Origin of the sequence: Alkalihalobacillus alcalophilus ATCC 27647 = CGMCC 1.3604 (assembly GCF_000292245.2) — a bacterium.
GTDB lineage: Bacteria > Bacillota > Bacilli > Bacillales > Bacillaceae_D > Alkalihalobacillus > Alkalihalobacillus alcalophilus.
The window spans coordinates 33332-52697 of sequence record NZ_ALPT02000015.1 but is presented as its reverse complement, the minus strand read 5'-3'; the positions used below and the strand labels follow the sequence as shown (position 1 = coordinate 52697).

Annotated in this window: 19 protein-coding genes and 2 tRNA genes; 19 read left to right on the top strand and 2 right to left on the bottom strand. The window is 37.7% G+C overall.

The window, feature by feature from the left end:
- Positions 1-52 precede the first annotated feature (52 nt).
- A complete protein-coding gene (locus tag BALCAV_RS05945; RefSeq protein ID WP_003324080.1) occupies positions 53-466 on the bottom strand; it encodes a DUF2507 domain-containing protein in 414 nt (137 codons plus the stop codon).
- A 1319-nt stretch (positions 467-1785) separates the two neighbouring features.
- On the opposite strand from BALCAV_RS05945, the gene BALCAV_RS05940 reads away from it, so the two are divergent.
- The 3 genes from BALCAV_RS05940 to sdhB are packed head-to-tail and all read left to right on the top strand — an operon-like array spanning position 1786 to position 4941.
- Positions 1786-2415, top strand: a complete 630-nt coding sequence (locus BALCAV_RS05940; protein WP_003320961.1) for a succinate dehydrogenase cytochrome b558 subunit — start codon at positions 1786-1788, stop codon at positions 2413-2415.
- A 13-nt stretch (positions 2416-2428) separates the two neighbouring features.
- Positions 2429-4198, top strand: a complete 1770-nt coding sequence (gene sdhA, locus BALCAV_RS05935) for a succinate dehydrogenase flavoprotein subunit (RefSeq protein WP_003320960.1) — start codon at positions 2429-2431, stop codon at positions 4196-4198.
- The gene (gene sdhB, locus BALCAV_RS05930) at positions 4195-4941 is read left to right on the top strand and encodes a succinate dehydrogenase iron-sulfur subunit (RefSeq protein WP_003320959.1); all 747 of its coding nucleotides are present in this window, start codon (positions 4195-4197) and stop codon (positions 4939-4941) included. Before sdhA ends, sdhB begins: the two co-directional genes overlap by 4 nt.
- A 105-nt stretch (positions 4942-5046) precedes the next feature.
- On the opposite strand, the gene BALCAV_RS05925 is transcribed toward sdhB, so the two are convergent.
- Positions 5047-5271, bottom strand: coding sequence for a helix-turn-helix domain-containing protein (locus BALCAV_RS05925; protein WP_003320958.1), 225 nt, complete (start codon positions 5269-5271; stop codon positions 5047-5049).
- A gap of 591 nt (positions 5272-5862) precedes the next feature.
- Between BALCAV_RS05925 and BALCAV_RS05920 the strand changes: the two genes are divergently transcribed.
- The 16 genes from BALCAV_RS05920 to BALCAV_RS05845 all read left to right on the top strand — a co-directional run bounded on the left by BALCAV_RS05920 (position 5863) and on the right by BALCAV_RS05845 (position 19283).
- Positions 5863-6126 carry a phosphocarrier protein HPr gene (locus tag BALCAV_RS05920; protein WP_003320957.1) on the top strand — a complete coding sequence of 88 codons (264 nt, stop codon included), beginning with the start codon at positions 5863-5865 and terminating at the stop codon, positions 6124-6126.
- Entirely contained in the window at positions 6126-7850 is a 1725-nt protein-coding gene (ptsP, locus tag BALCAV_RS05915; RefSeq protein WP_003320956.1) for a phosphoenolpyruvate--protein phosphotransferase, read from the top strand. The genes BALCAV_RS05920 and ptsP overlap by 1 nt, the downstream gene beginning before the upstream one ends.
- Before the next feature lie 273 nt (positions 7851-8123).
- The gene (locus tag BALCAV_RS05910; protein WP_003324727.1) at positions 8124-8567 is read left to right on the top strand and encodes a MarR family winged helix-turn-helix transcriptional regulator; all 444 of its coding nucleotides are present in this window, start codon (positions 8124-8126) and stop codon (positions 8565-8567) included.
- Positions 8568-8602: 35 nt separating this feature from the next.
- Entirely contained in the window at positions 8603-9403 is an 801-nt protein-coding gene (racE, locus tag BALCAV_RS05905) for a glutamate racemase (protein WP_003324728.1), read from the top strand.
- A 418-nt stretch (positions 9404-9821) separates the two neighbouring features.
- The gene (locus tag BALCAV_RS05900) at positions 9822-10937 is read left to right on the top strand and encodes a GerMN domain-containing protein (protein ID WP_003321232.1); all 1116 of its coding nucleotides are present in this window, start codon (positions 9822-9824) and stop codon (positions 10935-10937) included.
- A gap of 173 nt (positions 10938-11110) precedes the next feature.
- The gene (gene rph, locus BALCAV_RS05895; protein ID WP_003321231.1) at positions 11111-11872 is read left to right on the top strand and encodes a ribonuclease PH; all 762 of its coding nucleotides are present in this window, start codon (positions 11111-11113) and stop codon (positions 11870-11872) included.
- The gene (locus tag BALCAV_RS05890) at positions 11873-12472 is read left to right on the top strand and encodes an XTP/dITP diphosphatase (RefSeq protein ID WP_003321230.1); all 600 of its coding nucleotides are present in this window, start codon (positions 11873-11875) and stop codon (positions 12470-12472) included. It abuts the gene before it with no gap.
- Between the two features lie 34 nt (positions 12473-12506).
- Positions 12507-13031: a metallophosphoesterase family protein gene (locus BALCAV_RS05885; RefSeq protein WP_003321229.1), complete on the top strand. Its 525-nt coding sequence runs from the start codon at positions 12507-12509 to the stop codon at positions 13029-13031.
- 687 nt (positions 13032-13718) lie between these two features.
- Positions 13719-13789: transfer RNA gene (locus BALCAV_RS05880), tRNA-Gly, on the top strand.
- 9 nt (positions 13790-13798) lie between these two features.
- Positions 13799-13875, top strand: a tRNA-Arg gene (locus BALCAV_RS05875).
- Between the two features lie 153 nt (positions 13876-14028).
- Positions 14029-15015 carry a tyrosine-type recombinase/integrase gene (locus BALCAV_RS05870; RefSeq protein WP_003324275.1) on the top strand — a complete coding sequence of 329 codons (987 nt, stop codon included), beginning with the start codon at positions 14029-14031 and terminating at the stop codon, positions 15013-15015.
- Positions 15016-15443: 428 nt separating this feature from the next.
- The gene (locus tag BALCAV_RS05865; protein WP_003324274.1) at positions 15444-16004 is read left to right on the top strand and encodes a recombinase family protein; all 561 of its coding nucleotides are present in this window, start codon (positions 15444-15446) and stop codon (positions 16002-16004) included.
- A gap of 17 nt (positions 16005-16021) precedes the next feature.
- Complete coding sequence (locus BALCAV_RS22235) at positions 16022-16171, top strand: hypothetical protein (protein ID WP_160173389.1); 150 nt, start codon at positions 16022-16024, stop codon at positions 16169-16171.
- A 1094-nt stretch (positions 16172-17265) separates the two neighbouring features.
- Entirely contained in the window at positions 17266-18117 is an 852-nt protein-coding gene (locus BALCAV_RS05855; RefSeq protein WP_003324283.1) for a MarR family transcriptional regulator, read from the top strand.
- A 120-nt stretch (positions 18118-18237) separates the two neighbouring features.
- Positions 18238-18633, top strand: coding sequence for a hypothetical protein (locus BALCAV_RS05850; RefSeq protein WP_003324282.1), 396 nt, complete (start codon positions 18238-18240; stop codon positions 18631-18633).
- A 29-nt stretch (positions 18634-18662) separates the two neighbouring features.
- Entirely contained in the window at positions 18663-19283 is a 621-nt protein-coding gene (locus BALCAV_RS05845; protein WP_003324280.1) for a hypothetical protein, read from the top strand.
- The last annotated feature ends 83 nt before the right edge of the window (positions 19284-19366 follow it).

Genomic DNA, 19366 nt, shown 5'->3' with positions numbered 1-19366 from the left:
GAATGACCACTGAATGAGAATGGTAGTCCTCACAGTGGTCTGTTTTTTTACATTAATCAAGCTCGGTGCGATCATATTTATCAGAATGAATTTGGAATGTCACTTGTTTTCGTTTCTTTTCATATGTGGCTTCCGTTATTTGTTGCTGCATTTGTTCAATTTGTTGGGCTAAAAAGCCTGCTTCAAGTTGATAGCAACGAGGATCCTTTTTACCCATCCAAGGACCGTGTAACTCCAATATTTTTGCTTGGGCCTTATTTTTTTGAATTTCTAAAGTGCCCCAACCTGCTTTTTCAAAAAAATGAATGATTTCATCTATAGTATGTAAGACATGTTTTCGCGCTAATGACTTTCCTCCCCAATAGAGAATTTGATCATGCTCGGTCCCTAAAAGTTCGTGCAGCAAGTCATTTCTGATTAAATCGTAATCAAATAAAGTTGATTCATTTGTTGATTCTTGTTCCATCAAACCACCCTCTCCGTTTCTTATTATACATAGAATGAGGAGAATTATCTCTAGATCGGATGACGTCAAATTATGTAAAATCGTCAACCAACATGAAGGGCGTCTTTGAAACGGCAGTTAAGCGTTTTAGGGCAATAAAATTAGGTATCATTTAAGCTTATTTAGTGTAGGTTCATGCACTTGGAAAATTTAGAATAATTACTCAACTTTCGCATCAAGAAAAAAATAATAGGCCCTCCGGCGGTCGCTCCCAAACAGACACTCCGCGTCCTGCAGGAACCTCATGAGCCTCCTCAGCACGCTTGCGGGGTCTCATTGGACGGTTTATTCCTGCGGGAGTCTCCGTGTCTGTTTGTCCGCTAGATAATGGAATCGAATCTAGGTTCGGTTTTCTCCTTGAATAAAAAAACAGTCATGATTTCAACGTACGTTAGCTAGATGATCGAGCTGGTTTCGATTGGAATCATGTCTTTTCATTGCTGCAGACTTAGGAAAAGAATAGGTGGCAACTCCCTATTTAGTTCCATAACCAACAAAGTGAAGAAGAAGGTTCTTCTGAGTTAGAAATAGCTGATTGAGAATGGCCATATCATCAAGCATCTCCACGACACTTAGCGGACAAAACCATACGGAGACTCCCGCGGGAATAAACCGTGGAGCGAGACCCCGCAAGGCTTGCCGAGGAGGCTCGCCAGGTTCCCGCAGGACGCGGAGTATGGTTTTGGTAGCGACAGCCGAAGCGCTTCATTTTAGTGAACAGATTCCTTCAACAGCCTACGAAGAGATGTGTTCAGACTGTCAACGATTGAACCGATCATGTAAAGTCAATTTGAGTATGGTATCGCCCTAAAGTCAATCTCTATCAACGATTAAGAGTCAATCATACTCTGCGAAAGTTGAGTAATTAGATAAAAAATCAGAAAAATAATTTCGAATTAGAAAGAGTGGGCAGAGAGTTAAATTCAAAAAAATGAGATAAATTCCATTGTTAAAATAAATCCAATAAAAAGCGGAAGTTATTTATAAAAATGCTATTTAACGCTTTCAAACTGCCGAATAATCTGATAAATTAGTTATGGAGATTTCCTATAAAATAATACAAAAAGTATGTATACGTTTTCTTGACGACATGATCTGATGGGAGTACAATAAATTTGTCGGATTTTATTCACAGAATCTTACTAAAAGATTCATGAAAGCAAAAAATGTGATGGCATGCTGTATGTTTTAGGGAGGTACATATTTATACGAGAAAAAGTGTAGATGGAACCAAAAGACAAGCAGGATAGGAAACATTAATTTATGTGGGGGGAAAAGGTATGGCTGGAAATCAAGAATATTTTAATCGTCGGCTGCACTCCTTGTTAGGGGTTATTCCAATTGGGATTTTCCTAGTGCAGCATTTAGTTGTCAATCATTTCGCTACGCGTGGTGCAAGTGCATTTAACCAAGCATCACATTTTATGGAGAGCTTACCGTTTAGATACGCACTAGAACTTTTTATTATCTTTATTCCAATTCTTTATCATGGAATTTATGGAATCTATATTGCGTTTACAGCAAAAAACAATGTTCAACGTTATAGCACATTTAGAAACTGGATGTTTATGCTCCAACGATTTACGGGTGTATTTTTATTAATCTTTATTGCTTGGCATGTATACGAAACGCGTTTCCAAGCAGCACTTGGAGTAGAAGTAAACTACGATATGATGGCTGACATTTTAAGCTCACCATTTATGCTTGCATTTTATATTCTTGGTGTCGTTTCAGCAACATTCCACTTAGCTAACGGAATTTGGTCATTCTTAGTTTCCTGGGGAATTACCGTTACACCACGTTCACAGCGAATTGCTACATACGTGACGATGGCTATCTTCTTTGCATTAACATTCGTTGGTATTCGTGCCATCTTAGCATTTATTAATCCAGAATTAGCAAACATTTAAGGAGAGGGTATAGATGAGTAAAGGCAGAATTATTGTTGTCGGCGGTGGACTAGCCGGTCTTATGGCAGCAATTAAAGCAGCAGAAAAAGGTGTACCTGTAGATCTATTTTCCCTTGTACCTGTGAAACGTTCTCACTCTGTCTGTGCGCAGGGAGGAATCAATGGTGCGGTAAATACAAAGGGTGAAGGAGACTCACCTTGGGAACACTTTGATGATACAGTTTATGGTGGAGACTTTTTAGCAAACCAACCACCTGTTAAAGCGATGACAGAGGCAGCTCCTGGAATCATTCATTTAATGGATCGTATGGGTGTAATGTTTAATCGTACGCCAGAAGGTTTACTTGACTTCCGTCGTTTCGGTGGTACTCAACATCACCGTACAGCATTTGCTGGGGCAACGACTGGTCAACAGCTTCTTTACGCATTAGATGAACAAGTGCGTCGCTATGAGGCGAGTGGGATTGTAACGAAATACGAAGGTTGGGAATTCACTTCTGCGATCGTTGATGATGAAGGAACCTGTCGTGGGATTACAGCTCAAAATCTTCACACATCTGAAATCCGTCATTTTGCTGGAGACGCTGTTATTATGGCAACGGGTGGTCCTGGAATTATTTTTGGTAAATCGACAAACTCAGTTATTAATACAGGTTACGCGGCTGCTAAATTGTATGAGCAAGGTGTTGCCTATGCAAATGGTGAGTTCATTCAAATTCACCCAACAGCGATTCCTGGTGATGATAAATTGCGTCTTATGAGTGAATCGGCTCGTGGTGAAGGTGGACGAGTCTGGACATATAAAGATGGTAAACCATGGTATTTCTTAGAAGAGAAGTATCCAGCTTATGGAAACCTCGTACCTCGTGATATCGCAACACGTGAGATTTTCTCTGTATGTGTCGACGATAAGCTTGGGATTAATGGAGAGAACATGGTATACCTTGATTTATCTCACAAGGATCCGAAAGAACTCGATATTAAATTAGGTGGAATCATCGAAATCTATGAAAAATTCATGGGGGATGATCCTCGTAAAGTTCCAATGAAAATTTTCCCTGCTGTTCACTATTCAATGGGTGGAATGTGGATTGATTATAACCAAATGACCAACATCCCTGGTTTATTTGCAGCTGGTGAGTGTGATTACTCACAGCATGGCGGGAACCGTTTAGGGGCCAATTCTCTTTTATCTGCGATTTATGGTGGTATGGTTGCTGGACCTAATGCGATTGACTACATCAATGGCTTAGAAAAAACAACAGATTCAGTTGCCTCAAGTGTCTTTGAACGTGAATTGAAAAAAGAACAAGACAAATTTGACAGCATCTTGAAAATGGACGGAACAGAAAATGCGTACAGTCTTCACAAGGAACTTGGTGAGTGGATGACAGATAATGTTACGGTTGTCCGTTACAATGATAAATTATTAAAAACAGACGAGAAAATCCAAGAGTTAATGGAACGTTACCAAAATATTAACATTAACGATACGGCAAGATGGAGCAACCAAGGGGCATCGTTCACTCGTCAACTAGAAGGAATGCTTAACTTAGCACGTGTTATTACATTAGGTGCTTATAACCGTAATGAAAGTCGTGGAGCTCATTACAAACCAGACTTCCCAGAGCGTAATGATGAAGAGTTCTTAAAAACAACTAAAGCGACATTTAATCCAACAACGAAGGCACCAGATTTTGAGTATGAAGAAGTCGATACTTCTTTAATCAAGCCTCGTAAACGTGATTATTCGCAAAAGAAACAAGGAGCTGCTAAATCATGAGTGAAAAACAAGTAACGTTTAAAATTGTCCGTCAAGACGATCAAAATAGTGCTCCATATGAAGAGGAGTTTATCTTAGACTATCGCCCGAATATGAATGTTATCTCCGCTTTAATGGAAATTCGTCGTAACCCGGTTAACTCTAAAGGGGAACAAACAACTCCGGTGGCGTGGGATATGAACTGTTTAGAAGAGGTATGTGGAGCATGTTCCATGGTGATTAACGGAAAGCCACGTCAATCATGTACAGCTTTAGTTGATCAATTAACACAACCGATTACTCTAGAACCGATGAAAACTTTCCCTGTTGTTCGGGACTTAATGGTTGATCGCTCTCGTATGTTTGATTCACTTAAAAAGGTAAAAGCATGGATTCCGATTGATGGAACCTATGATTTAGGACCAGGACCTCGTATGGCTGAATCAAAACGTCAATGGGCTTATGAATTATCAAAATGTATGACTTGTGGTGTTTGTTTAGAAGCATGTCCAAATGTGAACAGTAAATCTGATTTTATCGGACCTGCTCCACTTTCTCAAGTACGTTTGTTTAACGCACATCCAACGGGGGAAATGAACGCAGCTGAGCGTTTAGAAGAACTAATGGGCGAGGGTGGACTTGCGAATTGTGGGAATTCACAAAACTGTGTTCAAGCTTGTCCAAAAGGAATTCCGTTAACAACTTCGATTGCGGCATTGAATCGTTCTACTACTTTACAATCATTCAAAAACTTCTTTGGATAATCCGATAATACGAGATAAATAGAAGGGCCGACTTGTGTGAAGACACAGGTCGGCTCTTTTATCTTAGGCATACAACAATTTATCCTCAATTAAAAAACTGAGTCTCTAAATTTGAAGTTCACCTAGTCTTATTAGTTCAATAACTGCTTGAGAGCGCCCCTTAACCCCCAACTTTTGCATTGTATTCGAAATATGGTTTCGTACCGTCTTTTCACTTATGAAAAGTTGTTGTGCAATTTCCTTAGTAGTTTTGTCCTGAACGAGCAATTCAAATACTTCTCGCTCCCTTTTTGTAAGTAAAGGTTTAGGTCCAAATTCTGCTCCTTTCATGAGTTCACTCCTTCTTGCTCGGGCTAAGAGCGAATGTGGGTTACTCAACTCCCATAGTTGAAGGGTTTTAGTCATCATAGTATATGTGAAAGTGAAAAGACGTGTGCTACTGTTTTAGAAAAGTTTTCAAAAAGGGGGATAACCTATAGAGCGGTTAGGTATACTATTTGGAAAAAAACACCATCTAAGACGAGGACCTTTATTCTTGACGGCTAGTGATGCTTTAGATAATATAATGCAGAGATGAAAAAAAATCTTGTATATACATATTGGAGTTCATAAATAACCGTGATATACTTTACTTGGATTGGCAGGTTTTTTAACAACTTTTAAAAGCATGATTTGTGTTTTTATGGATAAATATGATAACACTTCTTTATAATTATAGATGACTTTAGACGTAGTTTGAGATGTGTAGATATGGTGCATATAGGGTACTGTATTAGGAGAAGCTTCTTTGGATATTAGCTCAACTTATAAACAAGCTCTGACCTTTTTATCCATAATAAAATCTGTAGTCCTTGTAATGATAAGTATCGATGAAACCTTCATCGGTGTTATATGAACTTAAAAAAGAGAGGTTGATGTCAAATGGCAGAAAAAACATTCAAAATTACAGCAGAAACAGGAATTCACGCACGTCCCGCAACACAATTAGTAAACAAAGCAGGTCAATATTCATCAGATATTACCCTAGAATATAAAGGGAAATCAGTAAACTTAAAATCGATTATGGGCGTAATGTCTCTAGGTGTAGGAAAAGGTGCAGAAGTGACAATTAAAGCTGAAGGATCAGATGCCCAAGATGCACTTAATGGATTAGAGGCAATTATCAAGGAGGGTCTTGGAGAGTAATGAGTAGTTCCACCGTCTTACAAGGAGTGGCTGCCGCACAAGGTGTTGCGATAGCAAAGGCTTTTTTACATGAGGAACCAACGTTTGATATTGTGGCATCTAAGGTAGAAAGCGTTGAAGACGAGGTACAACGATTTGATGAAGCTCTTGCTATCTCAAAGCAAGAGCTTTCTAAAATTAAAGATGAGACAGAAGAAAAAATGGGGGCAGACAAAGCAGAAATTTTTGCTGCACACCTATTAGTTTTAGCCGATCCAGAATTAGTCGATGCGGTTAAGGATAAAATTCGAACAGAACAATACAACGCTGGTTTTGCATTAAATGAAGTGGCGACGATGTTCATAACGATGTTTGAAAATATGGATAATGAATATATGAAAGAGCGTGCGGCTGATATTTATGATGTCAAAACACGCGTGCTTAGCCATTTATTTGGTTTTGAAGCAACTTCACTTGCAACGATAACGGAAGAAACAATTGTCATTGCTCATGATTTGACTCCATCCGATACAGCCCAAATTAATCCTGAATATGTAAAAGGATTTGCTACTAATATCGGTGGTCGTACATCGCACTCTGCGATTATGTCTCGTTCGCTAGAAATCCCGGCGGTTGTTGGTACAAAAAAAATTACCGAACAAATCGAAAATGGAATGACGATTATTGTAGATGGATTGGATGGAACGGTCATTTTGAACCCGACTGCTCAGGAAATCAAACAATATGAAGAAAAAAGAGCTTCCTTCTTGAAAGAAAAAGAAGAATGGAAAAAGCTCGTCAATGAAAAAACGTTAACTTCTGATGGAGCCCATGTTGAACTTGCAGCCAATATCGGGACAACCAATGATTTAGAAGGGGTTATTAAAAACGGAGCGGAAGGTGTTGGGCTTTTCCGTACCGAATTTCTTTATATGGGTCGTGATGAATTACCATCTGAAGAAGAACAGTATGAAGCATACAAAACAGTTCTTGAGAAGATGGAAGGAAAACCCGTTGTCATTCGGACGTTAGATATTGGTGGGGATAAAGAGCTTCCATATTTAGATTTACCGGAAGAAATGAACCCATTTTTAGGCTTGCGTGCTGTCCGTCTTTGTTTAGAGATGCCTGATATGTTTAGAGTTCAATTAAGAGCCCTATTACGTGCTAGTTCATTTGGAAATTTAAAAATTATGTTTCCGATGATCGCAGCTATGGAAGAATTAAGACAAGCGAAAGTGATCCTTCAAGAAGAAAAGGACAAGCTTATCACTGAAGGAATTGAAGTTTCGGATTCAATTGAAATTGGCATTATGGTTGAAATTCCATCAACGGCAGCAGCAGCAGATCGTTTTGTAAAAGAAGTTGATTTCTTTAGTATTGGAACTAATGACTTAATTCAATATACATTAGCGGCTGATCGAATGAATGAACGTGTCTCCTATTTATATCAACCATACCATCCTGCCATTATTCGTTTAATTAAAAATGTTATCGATGTTGCTCATCAAGAAGGCAAGTGGGTTGGCATGTGTGGAGAAATGGCTGGTGATGAAGTCGCGATTCCAATTTTATTAGGACTTGGTCTTGATGAATTTAGTATGAGTGCGACATCTATTTTACCTGCTCGAAATCAGTTGCTTCAGTTGTCTAAACAAGAAACTGCAGAATGGGTAACAAGTTTATTAGCTTTTGATACATCTGAAGAAATAGAACAAGAGGTAAGAACTCGATTTTTACCATAATTACTAGATGGATGGGACAAACCCCTCCTCTGATATGAAAAGCAGCCGGTAACATTTTATTCGTAAAATGTTACCGGCTTTCATTATATGTATTGGAATGAAAGTGGATAGTGGAGTGTAATAGGAAAGACTTCCTTCCCTTAGCGGTGCTCTATTCTAGGCAGTTAGTTGACGAGTTTTCTTTTGATCTTGATCTTTTAGTAGAAAAAAGGGAAAATAAAAGTAGAATAAGGTCGAAATTCGTTTATACACAATAATAGGGAGGTGCAGTATTTGGAGGAGCAGCAGGTTATAGAGATTGAACGTTCTTTACGAATGGTAGCACAAATGATTAAACAAAAAGGACGGGAGATTCTTACTCAATTTCCAATTACGCCACCACAATTTATCGCCTTACAATGGTTAAGTGAAAAGGGAGATATGACGATTGGTGATTTATCTGGAAGAATGTATTTAGCCTTCAGTACTACGACCGACTTAATTGATCGAATGGAAAAGAATAAGTTGGTTGAAAGAGTGCGTGATCAAAGTGACCGTCGAGTCGTACGGATTCATTTATTAAATAAAGGCAAAGAAATTATTGATGAAGTGATTGTACAAAGACAGGATTATTTAAAAGAAATTCTTCATAATTTTTCGTCAGAGGATGTTGATTCATTTGAAAAGAATTTACGAGGCCTTTATGAAGAAATGAAACGTTCAAGAGTAAAACAATAGCAACAAAGAGAATCTTAGAAATTGAGGGAAGTAGATTGAATAAACCGATTGGTGTCATTGACTCCGGCTTAGGTGGTTTAACGGTAGCAAAGGAATTATTAAGACAGCTGCCAAAGGAAGAAATTATTTATATAGGCGATTCGGCAAGATGTCCATATGGACCTAGAACCCCTGAAGAAGTGCGTGAGTTTACATGGCAAATGATCAATCGTCTTGTCGATGAAGGAATTAAAATGCTCGTAATTGCATGTAATACGGCAGCGGCGGTTGTATTAAAAGAAGTGAGTGAAACATTAACGATCCCGACAATTGGGGTCGTTCATCCAGGTGCGGTCAGTGCCTTAAAAGTAACTCAAAATGATCATGTAGCGATTATTGGTACAGAGGGAACGATTAAAAGCCAGGCATATGAAAAAGAATTAATGGCGATTAATAGTCAAATTGAAATTGAAAGTTTAGCCTGTCCAGCGTTTGTTCCTTTAGTTGAAAGTGGGATTTTTAGAGGAGAGACAGCAACTGAGGTTGTGAACCGTACGTTAAGTACCTTAAAAGGGAAAAAATTTGATACGCTCATTTTAGGCTGCACTCATTATCCTCTATTAAAAGAACCGATTCAAGAAGCGGTTGGTCAAGAGGTGCGATTAATTTCATCAGGCGAAGAAACGGCCCGTGAAGTAAGTAGTTTATTATATTATCAAGGCTTGCTCTATACAGGGAAACGGGTCCCTAAACATCGTTTTTACACAACAGGAGAGGCTGCCCAATTTAAGCTTCTTGCGGATCAGTGGCTTGAAATGAATGTAGAATGTGTGGAGCATATGCAACTCATAGATTAAATAGAGCGAAAAGGAATTGGAACTGCTGAATTTTTTAGCAGTTTTTTTTGTGCGGTTTTGACGAGCAATAGACGATTCAAAAGAGGCGAATGAAGTCGAAAGAATGTGAACAAGAGTGGGGAAAGGAATCAATGAAGGTGAATGAGGTCAAAAGCATATGAATGACAGCAGCAAAGGGAATCAAAGAGAGTCAATGAAGCAGAAAGCAATCGAATAAGAGCCGCAAAGGGAATCAAAGAGCAGCAATGATTCCCAAAGCAATTTAATAACTTTAGCTATTTTTTCAGGTTTTCTAACATTTGAGAAACAACCCTTATTCATTTTTTCGTTGAGAATTAAAAAAGATTTGCATAGGTAGGTCTATTCTGGAAATAAGCTCGTATACATAAAAGTACAAACTACCTAAGGAGGGAAAACAATGCGCAAAATGTTACGTAGAGGGGTCCCTGTGCTTTTATTTGTGGCGTTAACAGCTACAGCTTGTTCTTCGGGATCAGATGATGCGATGAATGATATGGATGCTCCGCCAGTCCAATATGTAGAAGATGAGGACGAACTAGATTTAGATGAAGACGATATCGATGGATCGGATGAAGAAGAGGAGCAAAATGAAGAGAAGGATGGCGAAGCAACAGAAGAAGATGGTGTTGATGAAGCGGTAGCTGATTTGGTTGAGCGAGAAGTTTATTTATTTGATCAAAACGGACTAGTTGTGCCACAAACGATTATGGTGCCAAAAAACATTGAAGTTCTTCAGCAATCGCTTGAATATTTAGTTGAAGGTGGACCGGTAACGGAATTGTTGCCAAGTGGTTTTAAAGCGGTACTACCTCCTGGGACTGAAATGAATGTCAACTTAAAAGACGGGGTAGCGACAGCAAATTTCTCAGAAGAATTTAGAGAATATGATCCGAAGATGGAACGAGAAATTGTTGAGGCGATTACGTGGACCTTGACCCAATTTGAAACGGTTGAAAGTGTCAAAATCCAAATTAATGGCTACGAGCAAAAAGTGATGCCACACCAAAATACTCCAATTGGAGAAGGGGTCAGTCGTAAAGATGGTATCAATTTGGAAACAGCGGGTCTTGTTAATCTCGTGAATTCAGAAAGTGTGACCCTTTATTTTTTAGGTGATAATGGAGAATATACTTACTATGTTCCTGTGACGAGAAGTGTCGCGAGTGGTTTGGATAATCCATATCAAGTGGCCGTGGAGGAACTGTTATCAGGGCCACTTCCAAATACGAGTTATCGCTTATTATCCGATATCCGTGGTGCGACATTATTGGATGAACCCATTTTTCAGGATGGGGTTGTGACCTTAAATTTTAGTGAGGAGCTTTTAACGGGGATCGAAACAACGACTGTTTCTGAAACGGCCCTGAACATGCTTGCCTTAACATTAACGGAACAAGAAGGAGTCGAGGAAGTAGCACTATTAGTAGAAGGCAATGAGGAAGTCATGATGGAATCTGGTGAAGTTGTTGAAACGTTAACTAGGCCTAAAGATATCAATACAGGTAAATACTAAGATTTATCTATTGGAAATAAAATCATGAACAAATTGCTGTTAAAGCTAAAATTCTTTATAATGATATAGGAAAAAGATAAAGAGGAGCAGATGCTACCTCTTTTTCCCTTTTTAATGAAAGTAACAGTAGGTTGTTTAGGGTTCAACAAGTAAACCGACTCAAGGAGGGCATGATGAGAACGGATGAAAGAAAATCAAATCAAATTAGACCTGTAAAGTTGGAATTAAACTATACGATGCATGCAGAAGGGTCTGTACTTATATCAATGGGACAAACAAAGGTCATTTGCACAGCGAGTATTGAAGACCGGGTTCCACCATTTATGAGGGGACAAGGTAAAGGGTGGATTACGGCAGAGTATTCGATGTTGCCGAGAGCGACAGAACAGCGAAATATGCGGGAATCAACAAAAGGGAAAGTAACAGGGCGGACGATGGAAATTCAGCGTCTCATTGGACGAGCCTTACGTTCAGTTATTGACCTTGGAAAGTTAGGAGAACGAACATTATGGATTGATTGTGACGTCATTCAGGCAGATGGCGGAACGAGAACAGCCTCGATTACAGGTGCGTTTATCGCTTTATCCCTAGCACTTCATAAATTAAAAGAAGATGGTAAATTGAAAGCATGGCCGGTAAAAGATTTTCTCGCGGCTGTTTCGGTTGGGGTTAATTCTGAATCAGAGGTTTTATTAGATCTATGTTATGAAGAGGATGCGACCGCTGAAGTGGATATGAATGTCGTGATGACAGGAGCTCATCAATTTGTGGAAGTGCAAGGAACAGGAGAAGAAGCAACGTTCTCGAGACAACAGTTTAATCAATTATTAGATTATGCAGAGGAAGGGATTGAACAGCTTTTCCTCATTCAAAAAGAAGCATTAGGGGAAGAAATTAGCAAGCTTATTTTAGCGGCCGAAAAAGAGGGGAAATAAATGGCGAAAACATTAATTATTGCAACTAAGAATCAAGGGAAAGCAAAAGAGCTCGCTTCCATTTTCTCTGAAGACGGAATCGAAGTTAAAACCTTACTTGATTATCCTGAAATCCCTGATATTGTAGAAGATGGAGAAACTTTTCAAGAGAATGCTTTGAAAAAAGCAAGTGTTATTGCAAAAGAATTTCAACTCCCCGTTTTAGCAGATGACTCTGGTTTAATTGTTGATGCTTTAGGAGGGGAACCTGGTGTTTATTCCGCTCGTTATGCTGGAGAAGGAAAAGATGATCAAGCAAATCTTGAAAAAGTTTTGCTTGAACTAAAGGGTGTTCCAATTGATAAAAGGACAGCTCGTTTCCATTGCACATTAGCTCTCGCTTTTCCGACAGGAGAGTCGCACTTTTTTGAAGGTGATTGTGAAGGAATTATTACAGAGGAGCCAAAAGGTAACGGTGGATTTGGGTATGACCCGATTTTCTTTGTGCCTGAAAAAGGGGTAACGATGGCTGAGCTCGAGCCTGTTGAAAAAAATAAAATTAGTCATCGAGCGAAGGCGATTGAAGTGCTAAAGAAAAATCAGCATTTGCTAAAAGGATAGCTTGAAAAGGGTACTAGGAGAGGAGCGTAAGTGGATGAAATTTTTAATTTTAAGTGATAGCCATAGCTGGCAAGGTGAATTAAAGCCAATCATCGACAGACATAAAGAAGAGGTCGATTATATGATCCACTGCGGTGATTCTGAATTGCGAGGAACTGACGCTGTCTTAAAAGAAATGATTGTCGTACGAGGAAATTGTGATTATGGTGAAGACTTCCCAGAAGAAGTATTAGAACAGCTAGGACCAGTAAAACTATACGTTACACATGGCCACCTTTACAATGTCAAAATGACAGCCACTAATTTAACTTATCGGGCGGAAGAAGTCGGAGCTGAACTCGTCTGCTTTGGCCATTCTCATATTGCCACAGCTTTTGCTGAAAATGGGATCGTTTATATTAACCCAGGCAGTATTCGTCTTCCGTTTCGCCCAGCCCGGACGCAAACCTATGTTATTTGTGAAGTCGATGAAGCCAATATCCGCGTAACCTTCCATACAATCGACGGAGACGAGTATCCAGAGCTATCAGAGCAATTTGAACGAGTAGTGAAGGGGTAAGATAAGATTTAAACGGAAAACAGATAGAAGAGGCGTTCAGCGAGTTTATCGCGGGGCGCTTTTTTGGTGGAAAGGAGAGATTTGGAAGCAAGAAAGTAAGAAGGGAATCGGTAAAAGTGGTACCCAAAGAGAGATGGTTATAAGAAAAAGAAGAGGGGAGTGAGGAAAGTAGTACCCAAAGGGAGATGGTGACAAAAAAAGAGGAAGAGTGAAGTGAAAAGTGGTACCCAAAGGGAGGTGGTGACAAAAAAAGAGGAAGAGTGAAGTGAAAAGTGGTATCCAAAGGGAGATGGAAACAAAAAAAGAGGAAGAGTGAAGTGAAAAGTGGTATCCAAAGGGAGATGGAAACAAAAAAAGAGGAAGAATGAAGTGAAAAGTGGTACCTAAAGTGTAAAGAGAGAGGATGATAAGAAAAACAGGGTTTGGTGGCCAAGCGAAATGGGTTCATAACATTAAATACATGATTGCTTAACCTAGTGCCAAAATGTATAATGTCAATATACTTCAATGAGTTAAAAGTCAACTCCCAATCGATAAGCTAGGTTGGCTTGGTTTTGTTCGAATGAAAGAAAAAATATAATTTTTTTATTGGAAACTGTTGACTTGAAGTTGATTATGCTGTATATTTATAAGCGTCGCAAGTGATTGAAACAAAGTTCATGAATTGAAAATTTCATTCTTTAATATGCGGGTGTAGTTTAGTGGTAAAACCTCAGCCTTCCAAGCTGATGTCGTGAGTTCGATTCTCATCACCCGCTTTTTATTTTGTCCCAGTAGCTCAGCAGGATAGAGCAACGGCCTTCTAAGCCGTCGGTCGGGAGTTCGAATCTCTCCTGGGACGCCATTGAATCTTACATAAACCCCTGATATGACAGGGTTTGATACTGATAAGGGATGTTAACACAGATTAGAACACTGTGGGAGCATCTCTTTTTTTGTGCCTGCAATATTACTGCAAGTTTCTATTGCCTCCAATTAGCTAAATGGAGGAAACAGTATGACTAAGAGAAAAGGTATCTTTGATGTTGATGCAGATTTTTCAGCATTTAAACAGGTGAACAACAGTATTAAGGAGGGTAAGACTCCTAGTGTAACAAAAGGTAGAGAGTTAGACAGTGTAATGGATATTATTGTTCAGCAAATGAAAGTTAGTGGCTACAGGGAAAGAACTTTAACTGATTACATCAGGTATATGACTCAATTCAGACAAGTCACTAATGTTAAATATCTTGAAGAGATAACTACAGATACAATCTATTTATGGCTTGATTCTATGCAGGTATCTAATCAGACTAAACTGACAAGGCTAAAATGTTTAAAAGCAATCCTAAGCAAGTGCTTTAAAAATGGATGGTTCAGTTCAAAGTTTTGGCATGGAATAAATATTAAAGTGGATAAAAAGGTCAAAAAGGGTGCTAAGGAAGATGATGTAATGGTGTTATTGTCACTTTTAGACTTGAATACTTATATAGGTTTAAGAGATGCTGTGGCAGTATTAACACTTTATAAGACAGGAGTGAGAATTAATACACTAGGACAACTCCAAGAGAAGCATGTTGACTTTGACAATAAGCTACTTTGTATGGATGGAACAGTGTTAAAGAATCACAAACTCTTAAAATTACCAGTTGATGATGAGTTATTGCATCTTTTGAAAGTATTAATACAACAGAACAATAAAATTAGAGAGTATTATGGTCAGAAAAACTCTTACTTGTTCATTAGTTATAAGGGAACATCATTAAATACTAAATCAACAAATAATGCCATTTCAAAACAGTTGAATAAATATGCTAAAAAGTTTGGACTTAATAATATCAATCCTCATGCTTTAAGAAGGGGTTATGCCAAAAGTTTGTTAAACAAAGGAGCAAACCTTGCTTTAATCTCTAAAGCTCTAGGACATTCTAATTTAGCTGTCACAACTCAGTATTTAGATTTAGATGTTGAAGAAGTTGCTGATAATTTGAGAGATTATTTATAGAAGTTAGAAAGTGATTATTTTTTATTTGATATTAACCTTTAGGTTAAATGCTTAGAGGTCTTTTTTATTGTATGGTTATGGTAATTATTTACATTAAAATATTTTCCATTGGCTGTATTTTAGAGGCACTTCTCCCCAGTACCTTAGAGGGGTACTCCCCCTATGGGGGGATGCTTAACTTGACAAATGGTCAATAATATGCTTATGTTTTTTCTTTAATGCTGATACAATCAAATTGAGTATTACATTAATTGATAGTTAAATGTAATTTACTTTATATTAACAGCAGGACAAGGAAAAGCTTGATACATCAATGTTCTTTATATTACATAAAATTATTACAAAAACAATTACATAAAAGGTTTACATTAATTAACCTCTATGTTACATTAGATACAAGGAATTGAGGTTGTACAGGAGGGGATAGATTGAGGATAGCTTATGCAAGGGTATCAACAGATGCTCAGGAGCTACATAGGCAGTTAGATGCACTTGAGAAAGTTGGATATGACAAGCTGATACAGGAGAAGTATACAGGAACTAAGAAGCAAAGGCAGGGTTTACAACAGCTCCTAGACATTGTAAGGGAGGGAGATACTGTTATTGTTGAGTCCATTTCAAGATTGGGCAGAAAAACATTAGACATCCTCTCCACTATTGAGGAGTTGACAAACAGAGGGATAGTCTTTATCTCACTAAAGGAAAACATGGATACTACTACTCCCACAGGTAAAGCTATGCTAGGTATGATGGCAGTCATTGCTCAGCTTGAAAGAGACTTAATTGTACAGAGAACAAAGGAAGGTCTTGATTCTGCTAAACAAAGAGGAGTTAAACTAGGCAGACCTAAGCTAGATGACCAGAAGGTACAGGATGCTCTCAAGCTGTATGATGAGGGTAATCATTCAATAAAGGACATAATCAGGATTACAGGGATATCTCAAGGAAAGCTGTACAAGGAAATTAATAAGAGAAAACTTAAATCATAATATTGGAGGATACAAGAATGATACAATTTAATTTACAAACAGTAGAGGCAGTAACTGAGGCACTAGGAGCAAATAACATGTTAGATGCTGTATTAAGCAAGCTAGATGCTGAGACAATACAGGAGGTCTTATCCTCCATAATGAGAGAGAATGGATTAGGAAGATAATAGATGAGTTGCAGACAGAGCTACCTGCTGAGGGTTGCTCTTTTTTATTGTCTCTACATAATTCATATTTTTATTATCTTGTCAAGTTTCCCTCTATGACAGGCTTTAGAGAGCAATCTGCAAATATTTTTTATATTGTGTGTACTCCTGATTTCTTGGACTTTTTCAGGTTGAAACCCTTGATACTTCTATACTTTAGTGTGCTAAATAATCCAAGACCTATCTTTTTCTTTTGGGATTTTTACAACAAATTAAGCATTGCCTATTTCCTCTCCTATCCAGTTTTTAAAATTGTATGGAAGGTAGTACAGAGCAGGAATTGGAGAGGTTTAAGTATAGTTTGTTAAGTTTGTCAAATTATCTCTGTGTAGCCTTACAGTAGGCTTTTAAAGGAGGTGTAAGCATAATTAAATGATTTTGTCAAATGTGCTTTAGAATAGCTCTCAGAGCCTTATACAACCACAGGAACAGCATAAACCTCCCCCTTATGTAAAATAGCTCCCCCCTATACAAAAAAAGACAGTCCTCTACATAACATAAGCTACATAATAGACTAATGTCTGGCTTATCAGCCATCCATACTACCTTAATTACATACTGTATATGTCATGGTTATTGTACTGATAGAATTTATACTCAGGTAGTATTGTTATTGGTGGGAGGGTGTCAGTATGACAGACTCAAGTCTTTGATTTTATCTCTTAAAAGATAAGAGGGATTCTACTTTATGAAAATGTGTATGAACCCTAGAGCCATATGGAATTATGTTAATTTATTAAAGTGCAAAAATGCTCAAGTGAAAGCTATTAAAAGTGCAAAAATGCTCAAGTGTTATCTTTGGTTTTCATTGCACATGACAACTGTGTTCAAGAAATTGGTACTGATCTTTATTACTTATAAAAAAATAGAGAGTTATAAAAGATGTAAAAGATAGGTACAAATAATTGGTACAAGGGCATTGTTACAGATGTTTATACAGAAATTTATATCAAAAAACTTGTGAAATTACTTTATTTCTCTCCTCTTAGATGGCTAATAAGTAGCTGAATTATGACAACATACTTGAGCTGAAAAATTTTGAGGAGGGCAGGATAATGGGTAAGAATTATATTGTAGCTAATGAGGATGGAGAAAGGGTTTATGGAGCTAAGATTATACTTCCTGAACAATTAGAGGCTATTAAGCATCAAAAGAAGAAAAGAGCAGTCATAGAGAATAGCTCAGCATTATTTGTTTTTACTGAAATGGAAACAATAAAGGGGAGACTGTCTAAAATGAAAAATAAGGAGCTAGGTTACTTCCTTCTGTTACAGACATATGTTGACTATAATAATATGCTCAAGGCATCTCCTAATGCTAAATTGCCAATGAATAATAAGGAGATAGCTAAAAAATTAAATGTAACTCCTAGAACAGTCAGTACACTGATTAAAAAACTTGTAGAAAAGGAGCTACTTTATAAGGATACAGTGGTGCTTTATGGCAAAAGTCATAAGGCTTTTTTTATTAACCCTGAATATTGTTTTAGGACAGGGGTAGCAGGACAGTACAGTAAGAATAAGACTGATAAGGTTGTTAAGGTGTTTATTAATAGTTTACAGGAGGCATATGAGGAAGGTTTACAACCTGCTGACATTGGTTTTGTCTACAAGACTATTCAATTAATCCATTATGAAACAAACTTGCTTGTTACTAATCCAAATGAAAGAGAATTGTATTTAATAAATACTCTTACATTAGATTCATTGGCTCAAATGATGAACATGAGTCTTGAGGAGACAAGCAGAAAGCTCAGCCATTTACAATGGAATGGAATGTATATATATGCAAAGACAAAAGTAGGTAAGCAATTAATGATTAAGGCTAATCCATTCATTTTATACAGAAAAGCAGGAGAGCCTGATATTAAGCTAGGAGCAGAGTTTATTGTTAATAAGTGTAACTAGAAATCTAAATCAAAAATATTGAAAAATTACTTTAATCAACTAGTCATAGTTAGGCTAGAGTACAGGAAAATGAGTGTATTTATACAGCTCTTTTCCTAATACTACTGAGGAGGAATTAAAATGAGTATGACATATGAGCAGATAAACAGACAGAATTTAGAGAACATGGCACAAAAGGTAAGTGAAAGACAGCAGGCAAACCTTGAAAGGCATCAGAAAATGAGCAATGCAATTGGAACAGCAATGAATAAGGAGCATGATTTTTCTCAAATGACAGCTACAGCAAATGGCTTATTGAATGGTGAGCTAAATGCTAGTAACTTTGAGGCTCAGAAAGCAGTTGAATTTTCAGGTCAATGTAGAACAGCAATTAAATCACTTGAAAAGAAATTACTTAATGCAAGTACAACAGCAGGACTATTAGCTCATCAAGGGAAAATAGATGCTTATAAGAACAAGGCACAAGAGGCTGAGGAAATTAAAAGTCAGATACAGTTATTCAAGAAATTTATCTAAGAGATAATGGAGGCTGAGGAGGAATTATGATGAAAGAACAAATGATTAAGGATTTGACAGCAAAGGTAGCAGAAGTACAGGAGGCTAGAGAAGTTGTTGACATTGTAATGGACTCTATTGAGGAGCTAGAGTCATCAGGAAAAGAGGTACTTGTTAAAATGGAACAGGAGTTACAGGTTCTACAGGAGGCTCTTACAATGGCTCAAGACTTGGGAGAGGCTAGGCTAATTAAACAGCAGATTCATTCTTTACAGGAGGATTTGGAGCTACAACAGGCAGTTACTGAGGCTCAAATAAAAGCTATGTATGTAGAGTTAGAGGATAAGGCTGAGGCATTTTTTGCTGTTCATAAGTCAGCTTGTTTCTTGTTTAGAACAGTAGATAATTACATGATTGTAAATACAAGCTTATCAGAGCTTTCTGCTACTATGGAAAAAATGCAAGGATTTTCTAATGCATTATCAGGAAGATTTGCAGGAGTTAGGGCAATCCTGTTAGATACAAAGATTGTGGCACTTGAAGAACAGAATATGCCATACAGAGGTACTCACTTAGGACAAAGAGACTTAAATACTAAGTTAATGGAATTTGATTATGAAATTAGACCTTATATTAGACAATTAAGAACATCAGGATTAGAAATACTATAGTTGAGGCTCAAAAAGAACAGAGGTTGTTTCTGCAAAGATAGCAGATTCAGCCTTTTTTTATTTTACTGAGGAGAGGGAGAGAT